This is a genomic window from Amycolatopsis saalfeldensis (assembly GCF_900110575.1).
Classification (GTDB): Bacteria; Actinomycetota; Actinomycetes; order Mycobacteriales; family Pseudonocardiaceae; genus Amycolatopsis; species Amycolatopsis saalfeldensis.
Genome location: NZ_FOEF01000009.1, coordinates 55,829 through 79,031 on the forward strand (window position 1 = coordinate 55,829; position 23,203 = coordinate 79,031).

The 23,203-nt window shown below is 72.3% G+C and carries 22 protein-coding genes and 1 pseudogene; 15 read left to right on the top strand and 8 right to left on the bottom strand.

The window, feature by feature from the left end; genetic code table 11:
* The first annotated feature begins 89 nt into the window (after window positions 1-89).
* Both BMY97_RS21110 and BMY97_RS21115 read left to right on the top strand, forming a co-directional pair.
* Window positions 90-1,271 (top strand): phosphotransferase, encoded by a 1,182-nt coding sequence (locus tag BMY97_RS21110; protein WP_091618708.1) that lies wholly within the window; start codon window positions 90-92, stop codon window positions 1,269-1,271.
* Window positions 1,272-1,444: 173 nt separating this feature from the next.
* Window positions 1,445-2,395, top strand: a complete 951-nt coding sequence (locus tag BMY97_RS21115) for an SGNH/GDSL hydrolase family protein (RefSeq protein ID WP_091618709.1) — start codon at window positions 1,445-1,447, stop codon at window positions 2,393-2,395.
* Here the strand turns inward: BMY97_RS21115 and BMY97_RS21120 are convergent.
* The 3 genes from BMY97_RS21120 to BMY97_RS21130 form a co-directional block, all read right to left on the bottom strand.
* Window positions 2,361-3,116 (bottom strand): metallophosphoesterase family protein, encoded by a 756-nt coding sequence (locus BMY97_RS21120; protein ID WP_091618711.1) that lies wholly within the window; start codon window positions 3,114-3,116, stop codon window positions 2,361-2,363. The two genes, BMY97_RS21115 and BMY97_RS21120, sit on opposite strands and share 35 nt — an antisense overlap.
* A 61-nt stretch (window positions 3,117-3,177) precedes the next feature.
* A complete protein-coding gene (locus tag BMY97_RS21125) occupies window positions 3,178-4,380 on the bottom strand; it encodes a cytochrome P450 (protein WP_091618713.1) in 1,203 nt (400 codons plus the stop codon).
* 38 nt (window positions 4,381-4,418) lie between these two features.
* The gene (locus BMY97_RS21130) at window positions 4,419-5,123 is read right to left on the bottom strand and encodes a TetR/AcrR family transcriptional regulator (protein WP_091618715.1); all 705 of its coding nucleotides are present in this window, start codon (window positions 5,121-5,123) and stop codon (window positions 4,419-4,421) included.
* A gap of 129 nt (window positions 5,124-5,252) precedes the next feature.
* Between BMY97_RS21130 and BMY97_RS21135 the strand changes: the two genes are divergently transcribed.
* The 13 genes and pseudogenes from BMY97_RS21135 (at window position 5,253) to BMY97_RS21200 (ending at window position 18,292) form a co-directional block, all read left to right on the top strand.
* Window positions 5,253-6,635 (top strand): replication-associated recombination protein A, encoded by a 1,383-nt coding sequence (locus BMY97_RS21135; RefSeq protein WP_091619142.1) that lies wholly within the window; start codon window positions 5,253-5,255, stop codon window positions 6,633-6,635.
* A 133-nt stretch (window positions 6,636-6,768) separates the two neighbouring features.
* Entirely contained in the window at window positions 6,769-7,326 is a 558-nt protein-coding gene (locus BMY97_RS21140) for a cupin domain-containing protein (protein WP_143086244.1), read from the top strand.
* Between the two features lie 44 nt (window positions 7,327-7,370).
* Entirely contained in the window at window positions 7,371-8,228 is an 858-nt protein-coding gene (locus tag BMY97_RS21145; RefSeq protein WP_091619144.1) for an NAD(P)-dependent oxidoreductase, read from the top strand.
* Window positions 8,229-8,731: 503 nt separating this feature from the next.
* Window positions 8,732-9,127, top strand: a complete 396-nt coding sequence (locus tag BMY97_RS21150) for a DUF948 domain-containing protein (protein WP_091618719.1) — start codon at window positions 8,732-8,734, stop codon at window positions 9,125-9,127.
* The gene (locus BMY97_RS21155; protein ID WP_091618721.1) at window positions 9,124-9,429 is read left to right on the top strand and encodes a hypothetical protein; all 306 of its coding nucleotides are present in this window, start codon (window positions 9,124-9,126) and stop codon (window positions 9,427-9,429) included. Before BMY97_RS21150 ends, BMY97_RS21155 begins: the two co-directional genes overlap by 4 nt.
* Before the next feature lie 109 nt (window positions 9,430-9,538).
* Window positions 9,539-12,202, top strand: coding sequence for an alanine--tRNA ligase (gene alaS, locus BMY97_RS21160; RefSeq protein ID WP_091618723.1), 2,664 nt, complete (start codon window positions 9,539-9,541; stop codon window positions 12,200-12,202).
* Window positions 12,192-12,692, top strand: a complete 501-nt coding sequence (gene ruvX, locus BMY97_RS21165; RefSeq protein ID WP_091618725.1) for a Holliday junction resolvase RuvX — start codon at window positions 12,192-12,194, stop codon at window positions 12,690-12,692. The genes alaS and ruvX overlap by 11 nt, the downstream gene beginning before the upstream one ends.
* Before the next feature lie 726 nt (window positions 12,693-13,418).
* Window positions 13,419-13,646, top strand: coding sequence for a hypothetical protein (locus tag BMY97_RS48480; protein ID WP_091618729.1), 228 nt, complete (start codon window positions 13,419-13,421; stop codon window positions 13,644-13,646).
* 20 nt (window positions 13,647-13,666) lie between these two features.
* Window positions 13,667-15,232: an endolytic transglycosylase MltG gene (gene mltG, locus BMY97_RS48485; RefSeq protein ID WP_245787419.1), complete on the top strand. Its 1,566-nt coding sequence runs from the start codon at window positions 13,667-13,669 to the stop codon at window positions 15,230-15,232.
* On the top strand, window positions 15,222-16,085 hold the full coding sequence (locus BMY97_RS21185; protein WP_091618733.1) for a shikimate dehydrogenase: 864 nt from the start codon (window positions 15,222-15,224) through the stop codon (window positions 16,083-16,085). Before mltG ends, BMY97_RS21185 begins: the two co-directional genes overlap by 11 nt.
* A gap of 68 nt (window positions 16,086-16,153) precedes the next feature.
* A pseudogene (locus BMY97_RS21190) lies at window positions 16,154-16,705 on the top strand (GrpB family protein); the annotation flags it as partial.
* A gap of 51 nt (window positions 16,706-16,756) precedes the next feature.
* Entirely contained in the window at window positions 16,757-17,698 is a 942-nt protein-coding gene (locus BMY97_RS21195) for a D-2-hydroxyacid dehydrogenase family protein (protein WP_091619149.1), read from the top strand.
* A gap of 48 nt (window positions 17,699-17,746) precedes the next feature.
* Window positions 17,747-18,292, top strand: coding sequence for an adenine phosphoribosyltransferase (locus BMY97_RS21200; protein ID WP_245787420.1), 546 nt, complete (start codon window positions 17,747-17,749; stop codon window positions 18,290-18,292).
* Between the two features lie 18 nt (window positions 18,293-18,310).
* On the opposite strand, the gene BMY97_RS21205 is transcribed toward BMY97_RS21200, so the two are convergent.
* From BMY97_RS21205 to BMY97_RS21225, 5 genes are all read right to left on the bottom strand, one after another.
* Window positions 18,311-19,819: an alpha/beta hydrolase gene (locus tag BMY97_RS21205; protein WP_091618735.1), complete on the bottom strand. Its 1,509-nt coding sequence runs from the start codon at window positions 19,817-19,819 to the stop codon at window positions 18,311-18,313.
* The gene (locus tag BMY97_RS21210) at window positions 19,816-20,631 is read right to left on the bottom strand and encodes a serine hydrolase domain-containing protein (protein ID WP_091618737.1); all 816 of its coding nucleotides are present in this window, start codon (window positions 20,629-20,631) and stop codon (window positions 19,816-19,818) included. The genes BMY97_RS21205 and BMY97_RS21210 overlap by 4 nt, the downstream gene beginning before the upstream one ends.
* Window positions 20,632-20,724: 93 nt before the next feature.
* On the bottom strand, window positions 20,725-20,994 hold the full coding sequence (locus tag BMY97_RS21215; protein WP_091618739.1) for an HPr family phosphocarrier protein: 270 nt from the start codon (window positions 20,992-20,994) through the stop codon (window positions 20,725-20,727).
* Between the two features lie 39 nt (window positions 20,995-21,033).
* Complete coding sequence (locus BMY97_RS21220) at window positions 21,034-22,272, bottom strand: PTS transporter subunit EIIC (RefSeq protein WP_091618741.1); 1,239 nt, start codon at window positions 22,270-22,272, stop codon at window positions 21,034-21,036.
* On the bottom strand, window positions 22,269-23,066 hold the full coding sequence (locus BMY97_RS21225) for a GntR family transcriptional regulator (RefSeq protein ID WP_091619153.1): 798 nt from the start codon (window positions 23,064-23,066) through the stop codon (window positions 22,269-22,271). Before BMY97_RS21225 ends, BMY97_RS21220 begins: the two co-directional genes overlap by 4 nt.
* Window positions 23,067-23,203 lie beyond the last annotated feature (137 nt).

The window sequence follows — 23,203 nt, forward strand, 5'->3', positions numbered from 1 at the left end:
GTTCACAGTTCGCCGAGGGAGGCAGTTCGCGTCCCGCTGCCCGGATCAGTGTGGTCATGGTTCATCAGTCACGAGTAGGGTCGGTGCCAATGACAGTCGACACCTCCTCCACCGACGATTCCACCGTCGGTGCGGGAGCCGAGCCCGTCGCCGCGGCTATCGCGGCGGGGGAAAGCGTGTTATCGCGTCGCTTCGGCAGCGCGATCACGCTTGTGTCGCCCGAAGACCTCGCCGGCAGCGGGCCCGCGACGGTGCTGCGGGCGCGGGTCGTCTCCTCGTCCTTCGCGCTGCCGCGCACGTTGGTCATCAAGCACTACCCGGACCCGCCGGAGCCCGGTTACGCCGACCCGTTCGCGCAGGAAGCAGTGAGCTACCAGCTGTTCACCGCGCTCTCGCCCGACGAGCGGATGTGCCCCGAGCTGCTCGCGCACGACGGCCGCCAGCGCGTGCTCGTGATCGAGGACCTCGGTCGCGCCCCGACGTTGCAGGACAAGCTCTCCGCGCGCGATTCCCGTGCGGCGGAGCGGGCGCTGCTGTCGTGGGCCCGCTCGCTCGGCCGGCTGCACGCGAGCACGGCGAGCCGCGAGGCGGACTTCAACGCGCTCTTGCGCCGGCTCGGCGGCCCGGTCCGCAACGAGGACAACGACCTCGCCGACACCCTCGACGAGGTCCCTCCGCTGCTGGAGGACCTGCTGGGCATCGTCACGCCGGAGCCGATCCGCGCGCGCGTGGCGGAATCCGTGGCGCTGGCCCGGTCGGCGGCGTTCCGCGCGTTCAGCCCCTCGGAGCTGAGCCCGGAGAACAACCTGGTCACCGGCTCGGGGGTGCGCTTCCTGGACTTCGAGCGCGGCCGCGTCCGCACCGCGCTGGTGGACGCCGCCTACCTGCGGCTGCCGTTCGCCTCGTGCGACGACGCGCTGGCGCTGCCCGCGGGCATGAGCGAGGCGATGATCGCCGCGTGGCGCGCCGAGGTGGTCGGCGTCTGGCCCTCCTTCGCCGACGACGAGGAACTCGCGGCCCAGCTGACGATCAGCGAACTGCTGCTCGTCTGGCTCATCACCAGCGACACGCTCCCGAGCCTGGACCTCACCCGCCACGCGACCCCCGTCAGCCGCGAGGCCGCGCTGGTCACCTGGTGGCGTGAGCTGGCGAAACACGCGGGTTACGCGCGGCTGCCCGACATCGCCGAGCACGCCACCCGCGTGGCCGCCGCACTGGGCGCCCGCCTCGGCCCGCACGCCGACCTGGCGTTTTACCCTGCCTTTCGCTGACCGCCGGACCTGACCGTTTCGCGCCGGGAATCCGCTTCCGGCGCGAAAACCCGGGTGGCTGGGTTGTCCGTTCTGCCCGGATGGGGCGGACACCTGCCCCAACGTGCCAAGAGTTCCCCGCCCCGTCCATGCGGCGTTACCTCACCATCACCGAGGGTGGGTTTCGGTGCCGGATGGTCTTTCGCGTGACCGTGATCAGTGTCCAAGTCACCCAGGCGCCGCAGCCCACCCGGCCGCCGGAGCCCGCCACCTCGCCGGAACCGCGTGATCCCGCCTCACCGCGAGAGCCCGCGGCGTCGCGAGAATCCGCCGCGCCGCAAGCGCCTGCCGCACCGCGGGAATCCGCCGCGCCGCTCAAGCGCGCGCGGCGCCTCGCCGTGCTCGGGGACTCCACCGCGGTGGGCCTCGGCGACCCACTCCCGCACCGGGGCGGCTGGCGCGGCGTCGGGCCGCTCGTCGCCGCGGCGCTGGGCGTGGGCGAAGACGGCTACCTCAACCCGTCGTTCACCGGCGCGCGCATGAACTGCGTGCTTTCCGAGCAGCTTCCGCTCGTCCTGGCGCACCGGCCGGACGTCGCGCTGATCGTCGTCGGCATGAACGACACCCTGCGCCCCGACTTCGACGCCGAGCGGATTTCCGCCGACCTCACCGAGATCATCCGGACGCTCGCCGCCGTCGGCACCACGGTGGTGCCCGTGCGGTTCCACGACCACGGCAAGGTGTTCCGCCTGCCGCAGTCGCTGAAGCGGGCGCTCAGCGCGCGGGTCGCCGAGCTGAACGCCGCCATCGACGCCGTCGTCGCCGCCGAGGGCGTGCCCTGCCTCGACCTCGACACGATGCCCGGCGCGTACGACCTCACCGCGTGGAGCGTCGACCGCCTGCACCCCTCGGAACTCGGCCACCGGATGCTCGCGCTGGGGTTCACCGCGCTGCTCGCCGATGCCGGGTTCGCCGTGCCGGAGCCGGTCAGCCTGACCTGCTCGGGCGGCGTGGAGCCGAGCGCCGCGGGGCACTTCGGCTGGCTGGTGCTCAAGGGCGTGCCGTGGCTGTGGCGCCGCGGGCGCGAGTTCCTGCCGTACGCCGCGGTGATCATGTGGCGCTCGTTGCGCGGGCACGGGGACTGAACACCCGCAGCGCTTCGGCGTCCGAGGCCGGGTTCCGCACGAAGTAGTCGGCGAACTCCCCGATGCCCGGGTAACCCGATTCCGCGACGAGCTGCCGGCACGCTTTCTCGGCGTCGTAAGGAGTTCTCCGGAGTTCGACGCCGGGGCCGAGCCGCGCCCAGTGCGCACCCGTTGTGCCGTAAGGCATTCCGACGCTGCCGGGGTTGACCACGCGGCGCCGGTCGGCGAGCCGGGTGAAGGGCATGTGCGTGTGCCCGCACACGACCGTCGGCGCGGTGACGTCGCCGAGCACCTCCGCCCAGCGCGAGAGCGGACTGTCGACGAGCACCACTTCCTCGTCGTCGCGCGGGGTCGCGTGGCAGAACAGCACTTCGCCGAGCCCGTCGATGTCCAGCGTGACGGTCAGCGGCAGCCCCGCCAGCAGCCGCACCTGATCCGGCCGCAGCTGCGTGGCGGCCCACGGCGCGATCGGGTCCGGGATGTTCGTCGTCCCGCCGCCGGCGAGCGCGGCCAGCTCGCGATCGGCGTTGCCGCGCACCCAGACCGCGCGGTCGCCGAGCGCCACGAGCCGGTCCAGCGTCGCCGACGGCAGCGGTCCCGCCGCGTGGTCGCCGCACAGCACCACGACGTCGGCCGCCTGCACGTCCGGCTCCGCGAGCACCGCGTCGAGCGCCGGCAGCACGCCGTGGATGTCCGAGAGCACCGCGACCGAGGAAGGCATCGGCCCAGCCTGCCCGCCGCTGCGCCGCCGGCGAAGCGTGTTCGCCGACGGCGCAAGGACTTCAGGCCTGAAGCGGCAGCACCTTCACCCCGGTCATGGCGGGGTTGGGCTGGAACGTCGGCGGCTCGCCCGGGATCGTGCGCAGCGAGGGGTACCGGTCCAGCAGGATGTTCAGCGCCACCCGGCCCTCCAGCCGCGCGAGCGGCGCCCCGATGCAGGTGTGGATGCCGTGGCTGAACGCCAGGTGCTTGTTCTCCGCACGCGCCGGGTCGAACACGTCCGGGTTCGTGAAGTGCCGGGCGTCCCGGTTGGCCGCGGCGACCCACACCATCAGCATCCGGTCCGCGGGGATCGTGGCGCCGCCCAGCTCCACCTCGGTGGTGGTGACGCGGGCGACCGCGGAGAACGGCGAAAGGAACCGCAGCGACTCCTCGATCACCGGCGGCACCAGCGCGCGGTCGGCGTGGACCCGGGCGGCCTGGTCCGGGAACGCGTCGAGGCACAGCACGGTGTTGCCGAGCAGCATCGTGGTGGTGATGTGCCCGGCGATCAGCAGCACGTTCGCGAAGTTGACGATTTCCGTGTGGTTGAGCCGTTCCCCGTCGACCTCGGCCTCGACCAGCTTGGTGAGCAGGTCCTCCCTCGGGTGCCGGCGCCGCTCCTCGGCGTGCTCGCCCAGGTATTCGGTGAACTTGCGGGTGACCCGGATCTGCTCCTTGGCCACCTTCTTCTGCTCTTCGGTCTGCTCGTTGACGGAGACCTGGTCGGTGCTGCTCAACAGCTCGTCCACCCAGCTCCGGAACAGCTCGCGGTCGCTCGCCGGCACCCCGAGCAGCTCGGCGATCACGATCACCGGCAGCGGGTAGAACAGCGCCTCCACCAGTTCCAGCCGGTCGCGCCCGGCCACGGCGTCGAGCAGCTCGCGGGTGAGCTGCCCGATCCGCGGCTCGAGGTCGGCCACCACCTTCGGCGTGAACGCGCGGCTGACCAGCTTGCGCATCTTGTTGTGCAGTGGCGGGTCCAATTGCAGCAGGCTGCCCTCGCTCAGCTCGGCGACGTCCGCCTTCGACTCCGCCGGCACCAGCCGCGTGGTGTCGGACGAGAACGTGGCCGGGTCGCTCAGCACCCGGTGCGCCTCGGCGTACCCGTAGATGTTCCAGGTGCCCAGCTCCGCCTTGAACTCCACCGGGCGGTCGGGCTGGATCCCGCGCAGCCAGAACTGGTCCGGGTGGACGGCCCAGGCCGACGGGAGTGTGGTGGTCATGGTTACTGGTTCCCCTTCCAGTTGCCGGCTCGCCGGGATCAGCCGGGCGCCGTGGCGGATTCGCCGGTGTAGATGACCGCGCGGCAGGCCGAGACGTAGGCCTCGGACACCGAGCGGAGTTCGGTGGCCGCCGCTTCGACGGCGGCGGGATCGGGCTCGCCGGGCGGCTCGAACGCGGCCCGCACGACCCGGGCCATCGCGTCGGCCCGGTCCTCGACCGTGAGGTCGGCCCGGGCGGTGTCGGCGCTGTCGCGCAGGTAGAAGCCGATGGTCGCGGCGCTGAGGGCGTAGGGCAGGTCCGGCACGTCGGCCCGCAGCAGCCCGTGCCGGGCGAACACCTCGAACGTCCCGTCGGTCGCGGCCACCCCGGCCGCGCGGGTCTCCGACGCCGCGTCCGAGTAGTGGCCGAGCAGCATGACGTCGTTCGTGAGCATGGCCGAGAGCAGCGGGTCGTGGACCACGTCGAGGAACAGGCTCCGCAGGTAGCGGTGCGGAACCGCTTCGCCGGGGTCGGTGCGCAGTCGGGTGGCGATCCGGTCGAGCAGGTCGGCCGCGGCGCGTGTGAGCAGCGCTCCGAACAGCACGTCCTTGGTGCGCCAGTGCAGGTAGACGGTGCCCTTGCCGATGCCGGCCCGGCGCGCGACGTCGTCGATCGTCACCTTGCGCGAGCCCCAGCGCACGAGCAGCTCGGAGGCGGCGTCGAGGATCCGGTCGGCGCGGTCGTGGTTCGGGTGTCCCGGCATGCGCTCCCTCGGCGATTCTTCACCCTTTGACTGTTTGACCAGATCTGATTATCTGGTCAAACCACGGTAGCGCAGGAGATCCGGGCCGGGCAAGCGGTCTTGTCGGTGGGGTCGGTTAACGTCATCGGGGTGGCAGCACAGGACGAACTCTTCACGGTGAACCCCGACCTGGGGCCGCCCCCGGAACCCACCGGGTCCAACCGGGTGGAACCGCAGGCCGACCCGGCGAGCTCGCCGCTCGCGGTGCGGATGCGGCCGCGCACGCTCGACGAGGTCGTCGGCCAGCAGCACCTGCTGCGCGAGGGCGCGCCGCTGCGCCGGCTGGTCGAGGGCGCCGCGCCCGCGTCCGTGCTGCTCTACGGACCGCCCGGCACCGGCAAGACCACGCTGGCCAACCTGGTCTCGATCGCCACCGGCCGCCGGTTCGTCGCGATGTCCGCGCTGTCGGCGGGGGTCAAGGAGGTGCGCGGCGTGATCGAGGAGGCCCGCCGGCGCCGGAGCTACAACGCCGAGAACACCGTGCTGTTCATCGACGAGGTGCACCGGTTTTCCAAGACGCAGCAGGACGCGTTGCTGGGCGCGGTCGAGGACCGCACGGTGCTGCTGGTGGCGGCGACCACGGAGAACCCGTCGTTCTCGGTGGTTTCGCCGCTGCTGTCCCGCTCGCTGGTCCTGCAGCTGCGGCCGTTGACCGACGAGGACATCGTGCGGCTGCTGGAGCGCGCGCTGGCGGACGAGCGCGGCCTCGGCGGCGAGCTCGCGCTCACGGACGAGGCGCGCGACCACCTGGTGCGGCTCGCGGGCGGCGACGCGCGGCGGGCGCTCACCGCGCTGGAGGCGGCGGCCGACGCCGCGGGCGCCACCGAGCACAAGACCATCGACCTGGCCATCGTGGAGTCCACTGTGGACAAAGCGGCGGTGCGCTACGACCGCGACGGCGACCAGCACTACGACGTGATCAGCGCGTTCATCAAGTCGATCCGCGGCTCCGACGTCGACGCCGCGCTGCACTACCTGGCCCGGATGATCGAGGCGGGGGAGGACCCGCGGTTCCTCGCGCGCCGGCTCGTGGTGCACGCGAGCGAGGACATCGGGATGGCCGACCCGACGGCGCTGCAGGCGGCCGTCGCGGCGTCGCACGCCGTGCAGTTCATCGGCATGCCGGAGGGCCGGCTCGCGCTCGCCCAGGCCACCATCCACCTGGCCACCGCGCCGAAGTCCAACGCCGTGGTCACCGCGATCGACTCGGCGCTGGCCGACGTGCGCTCCGGCGCGATCGGCACCGTGCCGCCGCACCTGCGAGACGGGCACTACGCGGGGGCGAAGAAGCTCGGCAACGCGGAGGGCTACCGCTACCCGCACGGCGTGCCCGAGGGCGTGCTCGCCCAGCAGTACCCGCCGGACGAGCTGGTCGGCCGCGACTACTACGAGCCCACCCAGCGCGGCGGCGAGCGGACACTGGCCGAGCGCGTGCCGCGGCTGCGGCGCACCATCCGCGGTGAGCGCCAGTAGTTCCCGCCGGCTGAAACTTCCGTGAGCGTCGCCACGTTCTCCCGTAGAACGGTGGGCAACGGGAATGCGCGGCCCACCGGCCCGGGTTGTTGCCGGTCACCGGTGCCAGGGGAGTTCCGTGCGAGGGGGAGTGATGACGCTTCTGACGGTGTGGCCGGACGACCAGCCCGGTCACGTGCTGCTGCGGACCGAGGACCTGGGGACCATCACGGTCGAGCTGAAGCGGCACGGCGTCGGGTTCGCCCGCTGGCCGCTGGCCGGCCTGGCGCCGGACGCCGGCGAGGCCGAGGTCCTGGCCGGGTACCGCGACCGCCTCGACGAGCTGACCGCCGCCGTCGGCTACCACTCGGTGGACCTGGTGCGCGGCGATGCCGTGCCCGCCGCCGCCGAGCGCAGCTCCGGCGCGGACGAGGACCGGTTCTTCGTCAGCGGCTCCGCGGTCTGGTACGTGCACGCGGGCCGCTGGGTGCACGCCGTGCTGTGCGAGCCCGGCGACGTCCTGAGCGTCCCGGCCCACACCCGCCACTGGCACGACGGCGGTGAGCGTCCCGGTCACGTCACCATCCGCGTCCGCCACCCGGCCCAGGCCACCGCCGCACCCCTCGCGTCTCCGCTGCGCCCGGCCGACTTCCCCGGCTTCGACGCGCTGGTCGCCGACCGGGCCACGGGCTGGCCCGCGCTCACCCGGTGAACGGCGGGCTGCGGAGCGTGCCGGGCGCGGGCACGATGGACGGCATGACCACAGTCGCGTTTCTGGGCACCGGGATCATGGGCCTGCCGATGGCCGCCAACCTCGCCCGGGCCGGGCACGAGGTGCGGGCGTGGAACCGCACCCGCGCGAAGGCCGAGCCGCTCGTCGCCGACGGCGCCACCGTCACCGCGTCGCCGGGGGAGGCGGCGGACGGCGCCGATGTCGTCGTCACCATGCTCGCGGACGGTCCGACGGTCGCCGAGGTCTTCGCCGCCGCCGGCGTCGCGCCGGGCACCCTGTGGCTGCAGACCAGCACCGTCGGGATCGAGTGGGCCGGGAAGCTGGCCGAGGCGGCGGAGCAGGCGGGCGTCGTGTTCGTCGACTGTCCCGTGATGGGCACCAAGATCCCGGCCGAACAAGCGAAGCTGCAGGTCCTCGCCGCCGGCCCGGACGAGGCGCGCGAACGGGCGGAAGCGGTGTTCGACGCCATCGCCTCGACCACCCGCTGGCTCGGCCCCGTCCCCGGCACCGCCTCCCGGCTCAAGCTCGTGATGAACGGCTGGGTCCTCGCGCTGACCAACGCCACCGCGGAGAGCCTCGCACTGGCCGACACCCTCGGCCTCGACCCGGCACTGTTCTTCGACGTGATGACCGGCACGGCCTTCGACGTCGGCTACTCGCGCATGAAGGGCCCCCTCATGCTTTCCGGCGACTACCCGGCGTCGTTCCCGGCCACCCTGGCCGCCAAGGACGCCCGCCTGGTAGTGGAAGCCGCCGGCGACGCGATCGACGTCGCGGGCGCGAAGGCCGCGCTGACCCACCTCGAAGCCGCCGTCGCCGCCGGGCACGGTGAGGAGGACATGGCCGTGCTGTACCGCGCTGTCACGAAGGAAGCCCGGTAGACCCTGGTCCGGCCGCCGCCACCGGACTGCTTGTCCACAGTGGTCCGGCGAGACACCGCAAGACTCGGCGGGATGCGGAGGCTGCGGCAACGCCCAGCACAGCTCGGCAGACCCGGCATCCTCAGCAATGCGAGCCAAGGTGCGGCAGATCCGGCAAGGCTCGCCAAGGTGCGGCGGCCTCGGCAAGGCGCGGCGATGCCCGGCAACCACCGATGTCCGGCGATGCCCGGCAAGCGCCGATGTCCGGCAGGCCCGGCAAGCACCGAGGCCCGGCGAGCACCCTGCGCATCCCAGGCGCACCCGTCACGACGCCCCCCATCCCCGAAGGCAGCGCCACCCCCGGCGATCAGGCGATCCGTTTTCGCCCGTAGTGGGCAGGCCCGCCGCTGGTCGGGAGTGGTCCGGCTGCGCTGAGTGACCGACTGGCGGGGCGACACCGCCGAACGGCTGGCCAGGCGGTAACCTCACTGGCACCGAAGACCGCGCAACCCCGAGGAGGGCCCGTGTCGGCAGGGCAGATCGCCGCGCTGATCGCCGCAGGAGCATTCGTAGTGCTGGTCTTGCTGCTGGCGATCCCGCTGCTCAAGCTCGGCCGCACGCTGGACGAGGCGACCATCGCCATCCGGAAGGCCCACGAGAGCAGCGACCCGATCCTGCTGGGCGCGAACGAGACCATCACGCACGTGAACACCCAGCTCGAGCGCGTGGACGGGATCACCGCGAACGCGCAGGCCGTCACCGGCAACGTTTCGGCGCTCTCGTCGGTGTTCACCGCGACGCTCGGCGGCCCGCTGGTCAAGGTCGCCGCGCTGTCGTACGGGCTCAGCAAGGCGGTCCGCGCGCGGCGCCGGAAGCAGGAAGCCAAGGCCGCGGCCCCGGCCCGCCGGAGGAAGAAGTGAAGCGGCTGTTCTGGCTCGGCGTCGGCGTCGTGACCGGGGTCGTGCTGTCCCGCAAGGCGGCCGAAACGGCTCGTCAGGCCACTCCGGCCGGGTTAGCATCGAACCTGGGCGACGCCGTGCGCGAGCTGGCCGGCGCCGTGGGCTCGTTCGGCGCCGAGGTGCGCGCCGGGATGAGCGAGCGGGAACAGGAGCTGCACGACATGGTCGAGGAACGGTCCGGATTCGTTGCAACGCAAGGTGTCGCGGGCCGGCACGCCGCTGCCCAGCGGCCCGCCCGGCGAGCTCGCCGGGCGGAGGGCTGACCTCGCGCGCACCCGCGCGAGAGCGGCGCCCTCCGCCGTCGCCGCCTCCCCGTCTGTCCGGCGTGGTGCGTCTGCCGCCACCCGCGCCCCCAGTACAAGGAATGACCCCGTGGACACACACGAAATCACCGATCGCTTCCTGCGCCATTTCGAGGGCAGGGGCCACACCCGCGTGCCCAGCGCGCCGCTGATCCTCGACGACCCGAACCTGCTGTTCGTCAACGCGGGCATGGTGCAGTTCAAGCCCTACTTCCTCGGTGAGGCCCCGCCGCCGTACCCGCGCGCGACCAGCGTGCAGAAGTGCGTGCGCACGCCGGACATCGACGAGGTCGGCAAGACCACCCGGCACAACACCTTCTTCCAGATGGCCGGCAACTTCTCCTTCGGCGACTACTTCAAGGAAGGCGCGATCACAGGAGCCTGGGAGCTGATCACCAAGTCCCAGGACGAGGGCGGCTTCGGCCTCGACCCGGACCGGATCTGGGCGACCGTCTACGAGGGCGACGCCGAGGCGGCCGGGCTGTGGCGCAAGCTCACCGGCCTGCCGGGCGAGCGCATCCAGGTCCGCGACGGCAAGGACAACTACTGGGACATGGGCGTGCCCGGTCCCGGCGGCCCCTGCTCGGAGATCTACTACGACCGCGGCCCGGCGTACGGCCGCGAGGGCGGCCCGGTGGCCGACGAGGACCGGTACATCGAGATCTGGAACCTCGTCTTCATGCAGGACGTCCGCGGCGAGCAGAGCCCGAAGCTGGGCTTCCCGCCGGTCGGCGAGCTGCCGAAGAAGAACATCGACACCGGCATGGGCGTCGAGCGCGTCGCCACGATCCTGCAGGGCGTCGAGAACGTCTACGAGACCGACCTGGTGCGCCCGGTGATCGGCCGCGCCGAGGAGTTCTCCGGCCGCCGCTACGGCGCGAACCACGCCGACGACGTCCGCTTCCGCGTGATCGCCGACCACGCCCGCACCGGCGTCATGCTGATCGGCGACGGCGTCACCCCCGGCAACGACGGCCGCGGCTACGTGCTGCGCCGGCTGCTGCGCCGCATCGTCCGCTCCACCCGCCTGCTGGGCGTGCAGGAGCCCGTGCTGCAGGCGTTCGCCGAGGTCGTCCGCGACACCATGGGCCCGATCTACTCCGAGCTGGTCAGCGGCTTCGACCGGATCTCCGAGGTCGTGCGGGTCGAGGAGGAGGCGTTCCTCGCCACCCTGACCAGCGGTTCGCGCATCTTCGACCTCGCCGCGGCCGAGACCAAGCGCGACGGCGGCGACGTGCTGGCCGGGGACAAGGCGTTCCAGCTGCACGACACCTACGGCTTCCCGATCGACCTGACCCTCGAGATGGCGGCCGAGCAGGGCCTGAGCGTCGACGAGGCGGGCTTCCGCACGCTGATGGACGAGCAGCGCAAGCGCGCGAAGGCCGACGCGGCGACGCGCAAGAGCGGCCACGGCGACCTGTCCGAGTACCGCAAGGTGCTGGAGCAGCACGGTGAGACCGAGTTCCTGGGCTACACCGAGCTGCAGGCGTCCGCGAAGGTCGTCGGCCTGCTCGAGGACGGCCTGCCGGTGCGCAGCGTCGCCGAGGGCCACAAGGCCGAGCTGGTGCTCGACCGCACGCCGTTCTACGCCGAGAGCGGCGGCCAGGTCGCCGACACCGGCGTGCTGATCGGCGACGGCGTCGAGCTGAAGGTGCTCGACGTGCAGAAGATCGTGCCGGGCCTGTTCGTGCACCGCGTGGAGGTCGTCGCGGGCGAGGTCGGGCTCGACACGGAGGTCACCGGCTCCGTCGACGGGCACCGCCGGCTCTCGATCGAGCGCTCGCACTCCGCGACGCACCTGGTGCACGCGGCCGTGCGCGGTGCGTACGGCAAGCGCGCGGCGCAGGCCGGTTCGCTGAACTCGCCGGGCCGGATGCGCTTCGACTTCACCACGCCCGGCGCGGTGTCGGCCGACATCCTCACCGAGGTCGAGGAGGAGGTCAACGAGTACCTCCAGACCGACGTCGAGGTGCAGAACTACGTCACCACCAAGGACAAGGCGCTCGAGCTGGGCGCGGTCGCGCTGTTCGGCGAGAAGTACGGCAACGACGTGCGCGTGGTCGACATGGGCGACTACTCGCGTGAGCTGTGCGGTGGCACGCACGTGGACCGGATCGGCCAGCTCGGCCTGGTCAAGCTGGTGTCGGACTCCTCGATCGGCTCCGGCGTGCACCGCGTCGAGGCGCTCGTGGGGCCGGACGCGCTGAAGTACGTCCGCAAGGAGCAGCTGCTCGTTTCGCAGCTGGCGAACACCTTCAAGGTGCCCTCGGACCAGCTGCCCGCGCGCATCGAGGACGTGCTGACCCGGCTGAAGAACGCGGAGAAGGAGATCGAGCAGCTGCGCACGCAGCAGGTGCTCGGCTCGGCCGGCGCGCTCACGGACCAGGCGCAGGACGCCGGCGGTGTCTCGGTGGTCGCCGAGGTCGTGCCCGACGTGGACGGCAACGGCCTGCGCGCACTGGCCTCCGACATCCGCGGCAGGCTCGGTGAGCGGCCCGGGGTGGTGGCGCTGTTCGCGCCGTCCGGCGACAAGGTCGCGTTCGTCGTGGCCACCACGGCGGCGGCGCGGGACAAGGGCATCGCCGCGGGCAAGCTCGTGCCGTCGTTCGCCGGCGCCATCGGGGGCCGCGGCGGCGGCAAGCCCGACATGGCCCAGGGCGGCGGCAGCAACCCGGGCGGGGCGCAGGCGGCCGTGACGGCCCTGCGCGCGGCGGTCGCCGACGTTGCCCAGTAGACCCCAGCGAGGCCCGGATCGGCCGGATGCGTCCGGTCCGGGCCGGGGCAGGCGGCTCGGGGTCGATGTCGGCTCTGTCCGGGTCGGGGTGGCGCTCAGCGATCCCGCCCCCATTCTCGCGAGCCCGCTCGTTACCCTCTCCCGTGATGCGAAGGACGACAGCGATCTGGACCGGCTTGCCGAACTCGTCACCGAACACGAGGTGGTCGAGGTGATCGTGGGCCTCCCGAGGACGTTGGCGAACCGGCAGGGACCGGCCGCGCTGATCGCCGTGGAGTACGCGGACAAGCTGGCGGCGCGGCTCGGCGAAGTGCCGGTGCGCCTCGGCGACGAGCGGTTGACGACGGTCACCGCGTCCCGGATGCTCTCCCAGCGGGGGGTCAAGGGACGTAAGCAGCGAGCGGTGGTCGACCAGGCCGCCGCCGTCGAGATCCTGCAGGCCTGGCTCGACGCCGCCGCCGCGCAGCGCGCCCGGAAAGGCGAGTCATGACCGAGCCCCGCGGTCCCGAGGAAGAACGCGGCCGCCGGCGGCTACGCGACCCCGGCACCGAGCCGCCCTCAGGCGACGCCCCCCGTCGCGGCCGCCGCACGCCGCCGCGCCCGTCGGGATCCCACGAGCTGCCCCCGCCGCCCGCGCGCCCGCGCCGCGGCCAGCCCGCCGACCAGTACGACGCGCCACCCGCCGCGCGGGCTCCTCGCCGCCGCCGCGAAGAGGCCGACGAACTGCCCCCGCAGGCGTCCCAGCCGCCCCAGCCTCCGCCGGGCCGCCGCCGGCGCCGCGACGAAGCCGACCTGCCTCCCTCGGACGCGGCTCCCTCACCGGGCCGCCGCCGTCGTGGTGACGCCGAACCGCCTCCCCCGCCGGGTCGTGGCCGTCGAGGTGATGCCGTGGATCTGCCTGCTTCGGAGGTGGCTCCTTCGCCGGGCCGCCGTCGTCGTGGTGACGCCGCGGATCTGTCTCCTTCGGATTTGCCGCCTCCGCCGGGGCGTCGCCGTGGTGGTGAGGTTGATTCGCCTGCGTCGGACTTGCCGCCTTCGCCGGGCCGCCGCCGTGGTGGTGATGCTGCGGATCTGCCGCCTTCGGAGGTGGCGGGCCGTGGTCGCCGGGGTGATGCTGGGGATCTGCCGCCCTCGGATGGCCTCGCCGCACCCGGTCGCCGTCGTCGTGGGGACGCGGCGGACTTGGCTCCCCAGGACGCTGCTGCCCCGGTGAGCCGTGGCCGTCGTGGTGATGGTGATCTGCCGCCCTCTGCGGGGCGCCGCCGCCGTCGTGCCGACACCGGGGACGTTCCGCTGCCCGGTGAGGCGCCGCCCGCCGGACGTCGGCGCCGCGCCGAAGCCGGTGATCTGCCTCAGCCCTCCGGTGACCCGCGCCTGGCCGCGGGCCCGCCGCCGCGCCGCCGCGATCCCGGTGACCCGTCGATGCCGCCAGACCCTCGGCTGAACCGTGGTGGCGATCCGTCGATGTCGCCCGACCCGCGGCTGCGCCGTGACCCCGGTGACCCGTCGATGCCGCCGGACCCGCGTTTCGCCGGTCCCGTCGACGGCTCGATGCCGCCGGACCCTCGGCTCAACCGTGGCGCTGACCCATCCATGCCACCCGACCCGCGTTTCGCCGGGCCGGTGGACGGTTCCATGCCGCCGGACCCGCGCCGCTCCGCTGCCCCGCCGCGGCGGCGCCGTCCCGAGCCGCCGCGGCCGGTCGAGAATCCGACGGACGTCATCCCCGCCGTGGCCGAGCCGGAGCCCGAATCCGGCACGCAGATCGACGGCCTCTTCGGCGACGACGAAGCGTACGAAGGCGAGTACGACGAGTACGAGGACTACGACGGCGAGTACGAAGAAGACGACGAGGCATACGAGGAACCGGCCGAGGAGAGCCCCAGCCGCGGTAAAAAACCGCGCAAGGGCCGCAAGCGCAAGCGGGCCCTCGGCTGGGTCGCGGCCCTGACTGTGCTGGTGCTGCTCGCCGGCGGCGCCTGGTTCGGCTACCAGAAGATCTTCGGTTACGCGGACTACGACGGCTCTGGCCAGGGCGACACCCTCGTGCAGGTCGACGACGGCGACACCACGTCCGCGATCGGCGCGAAGCTGGCCGGCGCCGGGGTGGTCGCGAGTGCCAAGGCGTTTGTCAAGGCCGGCGCGGACAACACCGCGCTGAACCGCATCCAGCACGGCTACTACGTGCTCAAACAGCACATGTCGGGCCAGAGCGCGGTCTCCCTGATCACCTCGGACGCCGCGCGCGTGGGACGGCTGGAGATCCGCTCGTACACGCAGTTCGACGACATCAAGCAGCCCGGCGGCAAGGTCACCCCGGGCGTGTTCACCCTGATGTCGAAGGCCTCCTGCGCGACCCTGAACGGCAAGAGCACCTGCATCTCGGTCGACGACCTGCGCAAGACCGTGGCCGACGGCGACCTCAAGGCGTTCGGCGTGCCGGACTGGGCGCTGGGGTTCGCGGACAAGGCGCTGAGCAAGGACAAGCGCCTCGAAGGCCTGATCGCGGCCGGCGTCTACGACGTCAAGCCCGGCTGGACCGCGACCGAGCTGATCACCAACCTGGTGCACGAATCGGCCGACTCCCTCCAGGCCGCGGGCCTGACCGCGCAGAAGGCCGGCCCGGGCATGACGCCGTACCAGACGCTGATCATCGCGTCGCTGGTCGAGCGTGAGGCGGTGAAGTCCGACTTCGGCAAGATCTCGCGGGTCATCTACAACCGGCTCGCCCAGAAGGTGCGCCTGCAGCTGGACTCGACCGTCAACTACCCGCTCGACCAGCCCACGTTGAAGACGAGTGACGCGGATCGGAACAGGCCCGGGCCGTTCAACACCTACACGATGAGCGGGCTCACCCCCACCCCGATCGCGGTGCCGAGCACCGACGCCATCACCGCGGCGCTGAACCCGCCTGCGGGCGATTGGCTCTACTTCGTCAAGTGCGAGACGAACGGTCAGTCCTGCTTCGCCGTGACGTACCCCGACCACCAGAAGAACGTGCACGAGGCGCAGGCAAAAGGTGTCTTCTGACGCCGGCGCCCGCAAGGCCGCGGTGCTCGGCCGCCCGGTGGCGCACTCGCTGTCACCGGTGCTGCACGACGCCGCGTTCCGGGCGCTGGGCCTGACCGGCTGGACCTACGAGCGGATCGAGACCGGCGCCGAGGAACTGCCCGCGCTCGTCGACGGCCTGGGCCCGGAGTGGGCGGGACTGTCGGTGACGATGCCGGGCAAACGGGCCGCGCTCGAGCACGCCACCGAGGTCACCGATCGAGCGGCGGCCGTCGGCGCGGCGAACACGCTGGTGCGCGTCCCCGGCGGATGGCTCGCCGACTGCACGGACGTCGACGGCGTCACGGGCGCGCTGCGGGCCGGCGGCGGGTACACGCCCTCGCCCGGTGACCGGGCCGTGGTGCTCGGCGCCGGAGGCACGGCGGCGGCCGCGGTGGTGGGGCTCGCGGCCCTCGGCGTCACCGCGGTCACCCTGGTCGTGCGCGAGCCGGCGCGGGCGGGGGAGACCCTGGGCGCGGCCGAGCGAACGGGCCTGGACGTCGAAGTGCAACGCTGGTCCGAAGTGGACTTCACCGCTCTGGCCGCGCGCACGGCCGTGCTGGTGAGCACCGTGCCGCCGGAAGCCGTGCGGCCGCACGTGCCCGCGCTCGCCGCGGTGCCCTGCGTGCTCGACGTGATCTACCACCCGTGGCCGACCCCGCTGGCCGAGGCCGTCGACGCCCGCGGCGGGCGGCTCGCCACCGGGCTGGACATGTTGCTGCACCAGGCTTTCGGCCAGTCCGAGCACTTCACCGGATGTCCCGCGCCCCGGGCCGAGATGCGCGACGCCCTGCGCGCGGCCACCGGCGGCCTGGTGCCGTTGCACCTTGTTTGATAGGTTCGAGGGCTGTCTTCCGCACGCTTGAGGGGAAAAGACCTGTGCCCGAAACCAGCCAGCCGGCCATGACCGACGAACAGATCCAGGCCGCCTCCGTCGGCGAGGCACCGCAGCTCAACAGCACGGTGACACTCGCCGAGTACGACCCGGAGTGGCCGAAGCTCTACCAGCGCGAGGCCGAGCGCATCCGCGGTCTGCTGGGGGACCGCATCGTGCTGCTCGAACACGTGGGCTCCACGTCCGTGCCCGGGCTCGCCGCCAAACCGGTGATCGACATCCTGCTGGAGGTCCCGGACTCCGACGACGAGGACGTGTACCTGCCCGCGCTGGAGGCCGCCGGCTACCGCCTGGTGATCCGCGAGCCGGACTGGGAGAAGCACCGGCTCTTCAAGGGCCCGGACACCAACATCAACCTGCACGTCCACTCGCCCGGAAACGGGCAGACCGAGCGGTTCCTGCTCTTCCGCGACCGGATGCGCACGCACCCCGAGGAACTCGCGCTGTACCTGGGCAAGAAGCGCGAGCTGGCCGCCCGGACCTGGCGCTATGTCCAGAACTACGCCGACGCCAAGGGCGAGGTGATCGAGGAGATCGTCACCCGGGCCCGCGCCGCGCGGTAGGCGAAACGCGGCGAGGCCGGAGAGGCCGGAGAGTCTACGGTGGCGGTCATGAAGATCGCGATTCTCGACGACTACCAGAACGTGGCACTGACCTTCGCCGATTGGGACTCGCTCGGGGCCGGGGTCGAGGTCTTCACCGAGGCGTTCGGCGGCCCGTCGGAAGTGGTGGAACGGCTGGCGGGCTTCGACGTCGTCGTCGCGATGCGCGAGCGGACGCGGTTCCCGGCCGAGGTGCTCGACCGGCTGCCGGACCTGAAGCTGCTGGTGAGCACCGGCCGCCGCAACGCCGCGATCGACCTGGAAGCCGCCGCGCGCAACGGGGTTGTCGTGTCGGCGACCGGGTATCTCGGCCCGCCGACCTCGGAGCACACCTGGGCACTCATCCTCGCCACGGCCCGGAACCTGCCCGCCGAGTTCCGTTCGATGCGCGAGGGCGGCTGGCAGGTCGGCGTCGGCACGATGCTGCACGGCAAGACGCTCGGCCTGCTGGGCCTGGGCCGGCTCGGCGCCGAAGCGGCGAGGATCGGCCAGGCGTTCGGCATGGCGCCGATCGCGTGGAGCCAGAACCTCACCGCGGAGAAGGCCGCCGAGCACGGCGTCACCCTGGTTTCGAAGGACGAGCTGTTCGCCCGGTCGGACGTGCTGTCGATCCACCTGGTGCTGTCGGACCGCAGCCGCGGGCTGGTCGGCGCGCGCGAACTCGCGCTGATGAAGCCGGCCGCGATGCTGGTGAACACCTCGCGCGGCCCGATCGTCGAGGAGGCCGCGCTGGTGGATGCCTTGCGCCGCAAAGTGATCGGCTCGGCGGCACTCGACGTTTACGACACCGAGCCACTGCCCGCCGGCCATCCGCTGCGCACGCTGGACAACGCGGTCCTCACCCCGCACATCGGTTACGTCAGCCGGGAGACCTACGAGGTCTTCTACCGCGACGCCGTCGAGGACATCGCGGCCTTCCAGGCGGGCTCGCCGGTGCGCGTCATGGGCTGAGGCGTAATTCGGTCGCCGCGGCGGGGCCCGCGATGTGACCATCAGGGCATGTCGAACCAGCTGCGGACCCGCCTGCGCGCGGCCACCGTCTGGCACGGCGACCGTACCGATGACCACTGGTACGCCGACGTGACGGGGTGGTGGCGCGCCCCTGGGCTGCTCCAGGACCTGGGCCCGGCGCTGGGCGCGCTGTTCGAGGACGAGCGCCCGACCGTCGTCCTCGGGCCGGAGTCGCGCGGGTGCCTGCTGGGGCCGCTGGTCGCGCTGCACTTCGGCGTCGGCTTCGTGGAGGTGCGCAAGAACCGCGGGCCCAGCTGCGACAGCGATGCCTGGCGGCGCCGGACGACCCCGCCGGACTACCGCGACCGCCACCTCGACCTCGGCTTCCGCAAGCGTCTCGTGAGCGCGTCCGACCGGGTGCTGATGGTCGACGAGTGGATCGAGACCGGGGGACAGGCGCTGGGTGTGCAGGGGCTGTTCGAAGACGCCGAGGCCACCTGGCTCGGCCTCGCGACCGTGGTGGACGGCTTGCGCAGCAACGAATTCCGCCGACGGCTGGGTCTGCGCTCCCTGGTCAACCTGCGCGATCTGTGAATCAGGAAAACGGCCGGCTCAGGAGAACGGCACCGTGTCCGGCGCACAGGTCGCACCGTCGGCGGGTGGGGTCAAATCGATGAAGTACCGCGCCACCGCGGCCGAGGCGCACGCGCTGTGCACGTCGAGCGAAGTGTGCCCGAAGCCGTCGACCACCAGCAGCTTGCCGTCGCCCAGTTCGGCGGCGGTCGCCTGCGCGTTGGCCAGTGGGGTGGCCGGGTCGTAGCGGTTGTTGAGCACCAGGATCGGATGCGGCCGCGGCCGGTTCCACGGCCCGGTGTAACGGTCTTCGTCGCGCGCCGGCCAGTTGACGCACTGCGCCAGGGAAAACACCGGCGCTAGGCCGAAGTAGGGCTGGCGCTTCTCCTCGGCGGCGGCCAGCGGCAGGTAGTCCGCGGTCTGCTGCGGGACGTCGCTGTCGAGGCACTGCACGGCGAGGAATCCCGTGCTGTGGACCGGCGTGTACGGGTCGAGCACCGGCGCCTGCGCCACGGCCGAAGACGGCACGAGCGCGGCGAGCGTCTGCCCGAGCCGCTTCCACCGGCCGGACTGGTACAGCGCGCTCTCGATGGTCTGCAGCAGCGACGCCGTGGTCACGCCGCCGACCGGGCCGTGGCTCAGCCGCGCGAAAACCGCGGCGAACTTGGCTTTCGGGTCACCGCCGGCGAAGGCGCAGTTCGACGGCCCGGCGGCGCTGCACGCGGCGAAGAACTGTTCCAGCTCTTGCTGCTGGGCCGTCGCGACGTCGGCGCGCACGTCCACCGGCTCGTGCTCCTGGCCGGGTTTGCCGGTGGAGTTGGCGACGAGGTCGAGGGTGCCGTCGAGTGTCATCGCGCGCAGCCGGCCGGGGAACAGGTTCGCGTACGTGCCGCCGAGGTAGGTGCCGTAGGAATAGCCGTAGTAGTTGAGTTCCTGGTCCCCGACGGCCTGGCGCAGCAGGTCCAGGTCCCGGGCGACGTTCGCCGTGGACAAGTGCGCCAGCTCCGCGCCGGTGCCGGCCGCGCAAGCCTTCCCGGGCGCCGCGCTGGCCGACCAGAACGCGGCGCTCTGCTCCGGCCGCAGGGGCGATCCATCGGGGTGGACGTCTTCCGCGCCGGGGCAGTGGATCGCCGCGCTGCCACCGATTCCGCGCGGGTCGAAGCTCACCAGGTCGAACCACGCGCGCAGCTCGGCCGGGTAACGGGCGCCGAACCGGGTCAGCTCGCCGACGCCGTCGGAGCCGGGGCCGCCGAAGTTGAAGAACAGCGAGCCGATCCGGTGCGCGGGATCGGTGGCGGGCAGCTTGATCACGGCCAGCGCGACCTGCGCGCCGTGCGGCTCCCGGTAGCTGAGCGGGACGGACGCGCTCGAGCACTGGAACCCGCCGTGGCACGGCGCCCAGCTCAGCGCGGGCACGGTGGCGCCGTTGGTGCCCATGGCCGGGGGAGCGTCGGCGCGGGCGGCGGGCACCGCGGGGGTGGTGGCCGCCGGTGCGCTGCACGCGCTCGCCGCGAGCAGCAGGGCGGCCGCGGCGAGGGCTCGCCTCACGCGGCCAGTTCGGCGAGCACGGCGTCGGTCAGGCGCGGCCACACTTCGGCCGCCCAGGGGCCGAACGAGCGGTCGGCCAGCGCGACGCAGGCGTGGCGCGCGTCCGGGTCCACCCACAGGAACGTGCCGGACTGGCCGAAGTGGCCGAACGTGCGGGGCGAGCTGGCCGAACCCGTCCAATGTGGACTCTTGTGGTCGCGCAGCTCGAAGCCGAGGCCCCAGTCGTTGGGCTTCTGGTGGCCGAAGCCGGGCAGCACGCCGTTCAGCCCGGGGAAGGCGACCTCGGTGGCCGCGGCCAGCGTCTCCGGCGCGAGCAGCTTCGGGGCCTGCAGCTCGGCGGCGAACCGGGCCAGGTCGTCCACAGTGGACGCCGCACCGGACGCGGGCGAGCCGTCCAGCCTCGTCGAGGTCATGCCGAGCGGCTCCAGCAGCGCCTCGGACAGGTAATCGGCGAACGCGATGCCGGAGTGCTCCGCCAGCGCGTCCGCCAGCTCCTCGAACCCGGCGTTGGAGTACAGCCGGCGCGTGCCGGGCTCGGCCATTGCCTTGTGCGCGTCGAACGCCAGCCCGGAGGTGTGCGCGAGCAGGTGGCGCACCGTCGAGCCCGCGGGCCCGGCCGGGGTGTCCGGCTCGAGCACGCCCTCCTCCAGCGCGATGTGCGCGGTGTAGGCGGTGAGCAGCTTGGTCACCGAGGCCAGCCGGAACACCATCGCGGTGTCGCCGTGGGCGGCCACGACCTCGCCGCCCGCGGCCACCACCGCGGCCGCCGCGTTGTCCACCGGCCACTCGTCGATCAGGCGCAGGCTTTCCATGCCGGCCAGCGTAATGGAACGCGAGAAGGGGCTGTCCGGGGCCGTTTGCGGGTCCCCGGGCAGCCCCTTCTCGGCTTGCCCCTGGAGCGGTACCTAGTGAGCGTCGAGATCGGTGGCGACGAGCTCCGCGACCGCGTCCACCGCGGCCTCGGCCCCCTCGCCCTCGGCGCTGATGACGACCTCGTCGCCGTAACCGGCGGCCAGCGTCATCAGGTTGAGCACGCTGCCGGCGGCCACCGGGTCGCCGCCGGCCTTGGCGATGCTCACCGCGACGGGCTGTGCCGCGGCCGCCTTGGCGACCAGCGCGGCCGGCCTGGCGTGCAGGCCCACCTTGCTGGCCACGGTGACTCGTTTCTCCGGCATGTCCGTCCTCTTCTCCTTGCTCAGTTACTGGTGCTGATCTTACTTCGCGGCGGTGCGCTCGAGGTCGGCCTCGACCGAGTCGTCCTCACGGCCCGGGGTGCGCAGGTTCCACTTCGTGATCACGAACCGGAACACCACGTAGTAGATGACGGCGAGGATCAGCCCGATCGGGATGAGCAGCCACGCCTTGTGCGCGGTGTCCAGCGACGAGTTCAGGGCGAAGTCGATCGCGCCGCCCGAGAACGAGAAGCCGAGCTTGATGCCGAGCGCGTTGCAGACCGCCAGCGAGACACCGGTCATCACCGAGTGGAACAGGTACAGCGGCCACGCGACGAACATGAACGCGAACTCGATCGGCTCCGTGACCCCGGTGATGAACGAGGTCAGCGCCGCCGAGATCATGATGCCGCCGACGATCTTCTTCTGCGACGGCTTCGCGGTCTGCCAGATCGCCAGCGCCGCGGCGGGCAGGGCGAACATGAAGATCGGGAAGAAGCCGGTCATGAACGTGCCGGAACCCTGCACGTGGTTGAAGAAGTTGGTCAGGTCGCCGCCGCCGAAGATGAACCACACCGGCACGTTCAGCAGCTGGTGCAGGCCGATCGGGATGAGCAGGCGGTTCAGGAAGCCGTAGATGCCGCCACCGATCACCGGCGAGCCGACGACCGCCTTGCCGATCGAGGTGATGCCCTCGTCGACGTACTTGAACAGCAGGCCGAAGATCACGCCGAGGATGATCATCGCCAGCGCGGTGATGATCGGCACGAACCGGCGGCCGCCGAAGAAGGCCAGCCAGGCCGGCAGCTTGATGCGGTGGTAACGCTGCCACAGCAGCGCCGCCACGATGCCGGAGACGACACCGGTCAGCACGCTGTAGGGCCAGTGGATGGGCGCGCCGTCCCAGCCGGGCTTGTAGCCCTGCTGGCTGCTGATCGGCGCGATGGCCTGGATGACCTTGTTGAAGACGACCCAGCCGACGGCCGCGGCGACGGCGGTCGAACCGTCGCCCTTGCGGGCGAAGCCGACCGCGATGCCGATCGCGAACAGCAGCGGCAGCCAGTCGAACAGGCCACCGCCCGCCGCGCCGATCACGGCCGCGACCTTGTCCCAGCCCAGCCCGTCCTTGCCGAACACGTCGTCCTGGCCGAGCCGGTTCAGCAGACCGGCCGCGGGCAGGGTGGCGATGGGCAGCATGAGGCTGCGGCCGAAGCGCTGCAGTCCGGCGAGGCCGCTGCCGCTCTTCTTGCCCTTCGCCCCCTCCGCGGTGGTGGCGCTCATCGGGTACCTCCATAGTGGGGTTCGTGGCCGGAATCCGGGGTGTTCCGGTCCAACTGCATGGTCACCTGGTAATGGTCTCCCCGGTACCAGGACGTCATGTCCTCGACCGGCTCTCCGTTGGCGCTGGAGACCCGGCGGAAGACCAGGAGCGGACTGCCGGTGCGCATGCCGAGCAGGCGCGCCGTTTCGCGGTCCGCGGACTCGGCCCACACCGTCTGGTACGCCTGGTCCGGGCGGAGGTCGAAGGCCTCGCCGAGCTGGGCGTACAGCGAACGGGACAGGTCGAGGTCGAGCAGGCCGGGGGTGCGGCCGGCGTGGTACCAGCCGCGTTCCACGGCCAGTGGCACGCCATCGGCGCGCCGCAGCCGCACGAGGCGGTGGGCGGGCACGCCTTCACCGAGGCCGAGCGCGTGGGCCGAGGTCACCGGCGGGATCTCCGTGGCGGTCGAGACGACCTCCGTGGTCGGGGTCAGCCCCCGCCGGCGCATGTCGTCGGTGAACGACATCAGGTAGAGCTGCAGCTCCATCCGCCGCGCCGCGGTGAAGGTGCCCTTGCCGCGGACTCTGGCCAGCAGGCCCTCCTCGACGAGCTTCCCGATCGCCGAGCGGACTGTGAGCCGCGAGACACCGTAGCGCTGGGCCAGCTCCCGCTCCGACGGGATCGGCGACCCCGGCGGCAGCTCTCGCTCGACCGAGCGGCGCAGGATCTCCCGCAGCTGGGCGTGCTTGGGCGTGGGCCCGTTCACCACCCGCTCGACCCGATCGGGTGGCGGGACGTGCGCGGCCGCGCTCATCGGCGTCACCCTCCCTCGTCTCGTCGCACCGGAACCGGTGCTCGCGTCCGGGCCGGAAGATTGGTACGTTCCGGTCTAGACCAATGACATGATGGGGCAGGATGCTCCGGCGGGCGAGCGGGTGTCAACCACCGTTA

What these genes read in the sequence shown, in the direction of transcription:
- BMY97_RS21140 (WP_143086244.1), top strand. Translation starts at nt 6,769, where the DNA reads ATGACGCTTCTGACGGTGTGGCCGGACGACCAGCCCGGTCACGTGCTG.
- BMY97_RS21145 (WP_091619144.1), top strand. Translation starts at nt 7,371, where the DNA reads ATGACCACAGTCGCGTTTCTGGGCACCGGGATCATGGGCCTGCCGATG.
- BMY97_RS21220 (WP_091618741.1), bottom strand. Translation starts at nt 22,272, where the DNA reads ATGAGCGCCACCACCGCGGAGGGGGCGAAGGGCAAGAAGAGCGGCAGC.
- BMY97_RS21210 (WP_091618737.1), bottom strand. Translation starts at nt 20,631, where the DNA reads ATGGAAAGCCTGCGCCTGATCGACGAGTGGCCGGTGGACAACGCGGCG.
- BMY97_RS21130 (WP_091618715.1), bottom strand. Translation starts at nt 5,123, where the DNA reads ATGCCGGGACACCCGAACCACGACCGCGCCGACCGGATCCTCGACGCC.
- BMY97_RS21115 (WP_091618709.1), top strand. Translation starts at nt 1,445, where the DNA reads ATGGTCTTTCGCGTGACCGTGATCAGTGTCCAAGTCACCCAGGCGCCG.
- BMY97_RS21120 (WP_091618711.1), bottom strand. Translation starts at nt 3,116, where the DNA reads ATGCCTTCCTCGGTCGCGGTGCTCTCGGACATCCACGGCGTGCTGCCG.
- mltG (WP_245787419.1), top strand. Translation starts at nt 13,667, where the DNA reads ATGTCGCCCGACCCGCGGCTGCGCCGTGACCCCGGTGACCCGTCGATG.
- BMY97_RS21225 (WP_091619153.1), bottom strand. Translation starts at nt 23,066, where the DNA reads ATGAGCGCGGCCGCGCACGTCCCGCCACCCGATCGGGTCGAGCGGGTG.
- BMY97_RS21195 (WP_091619149.1), top strand. Translation starts at nt 16,757, where the DNA reads ATGAAGATCGCGATTCTCGACGACTACCAGAACGTGGCACTGACCTTC.
- BMY97_RS21125 (WP_091618713.1), bottom strand. Translation starts at nt 4,380, where the DNA reads ATGACCACCACACTCCCGTCGGCCTGGGCCGTCCACCCGGACCAGTTC.
- BMY97_RS21215 (WP_091618739.1), bottom strand. Translation starts at nt 20,994, where the DNA reads ATGCCGGAGAAACGAGTCACCGTGGCCAGCAAGGTGGGCCTGCACGCC.
- BMY97_RS21110 (WP_091618708.1), top strand. Translation starts at nt 90, where the DNA reads ATGACAGTCGACACCTCCTCCACCGACGATTCCACCGTCGGTGCGGGA.
- BMY97_RS21200 (WP_245787420.1), top strand. Translation starts at nt 17,747, where the DNA reads ATGTCGAACCAGCTGCGGACCCGCCTGCGCGCGGCCACCGTCTGGCAC.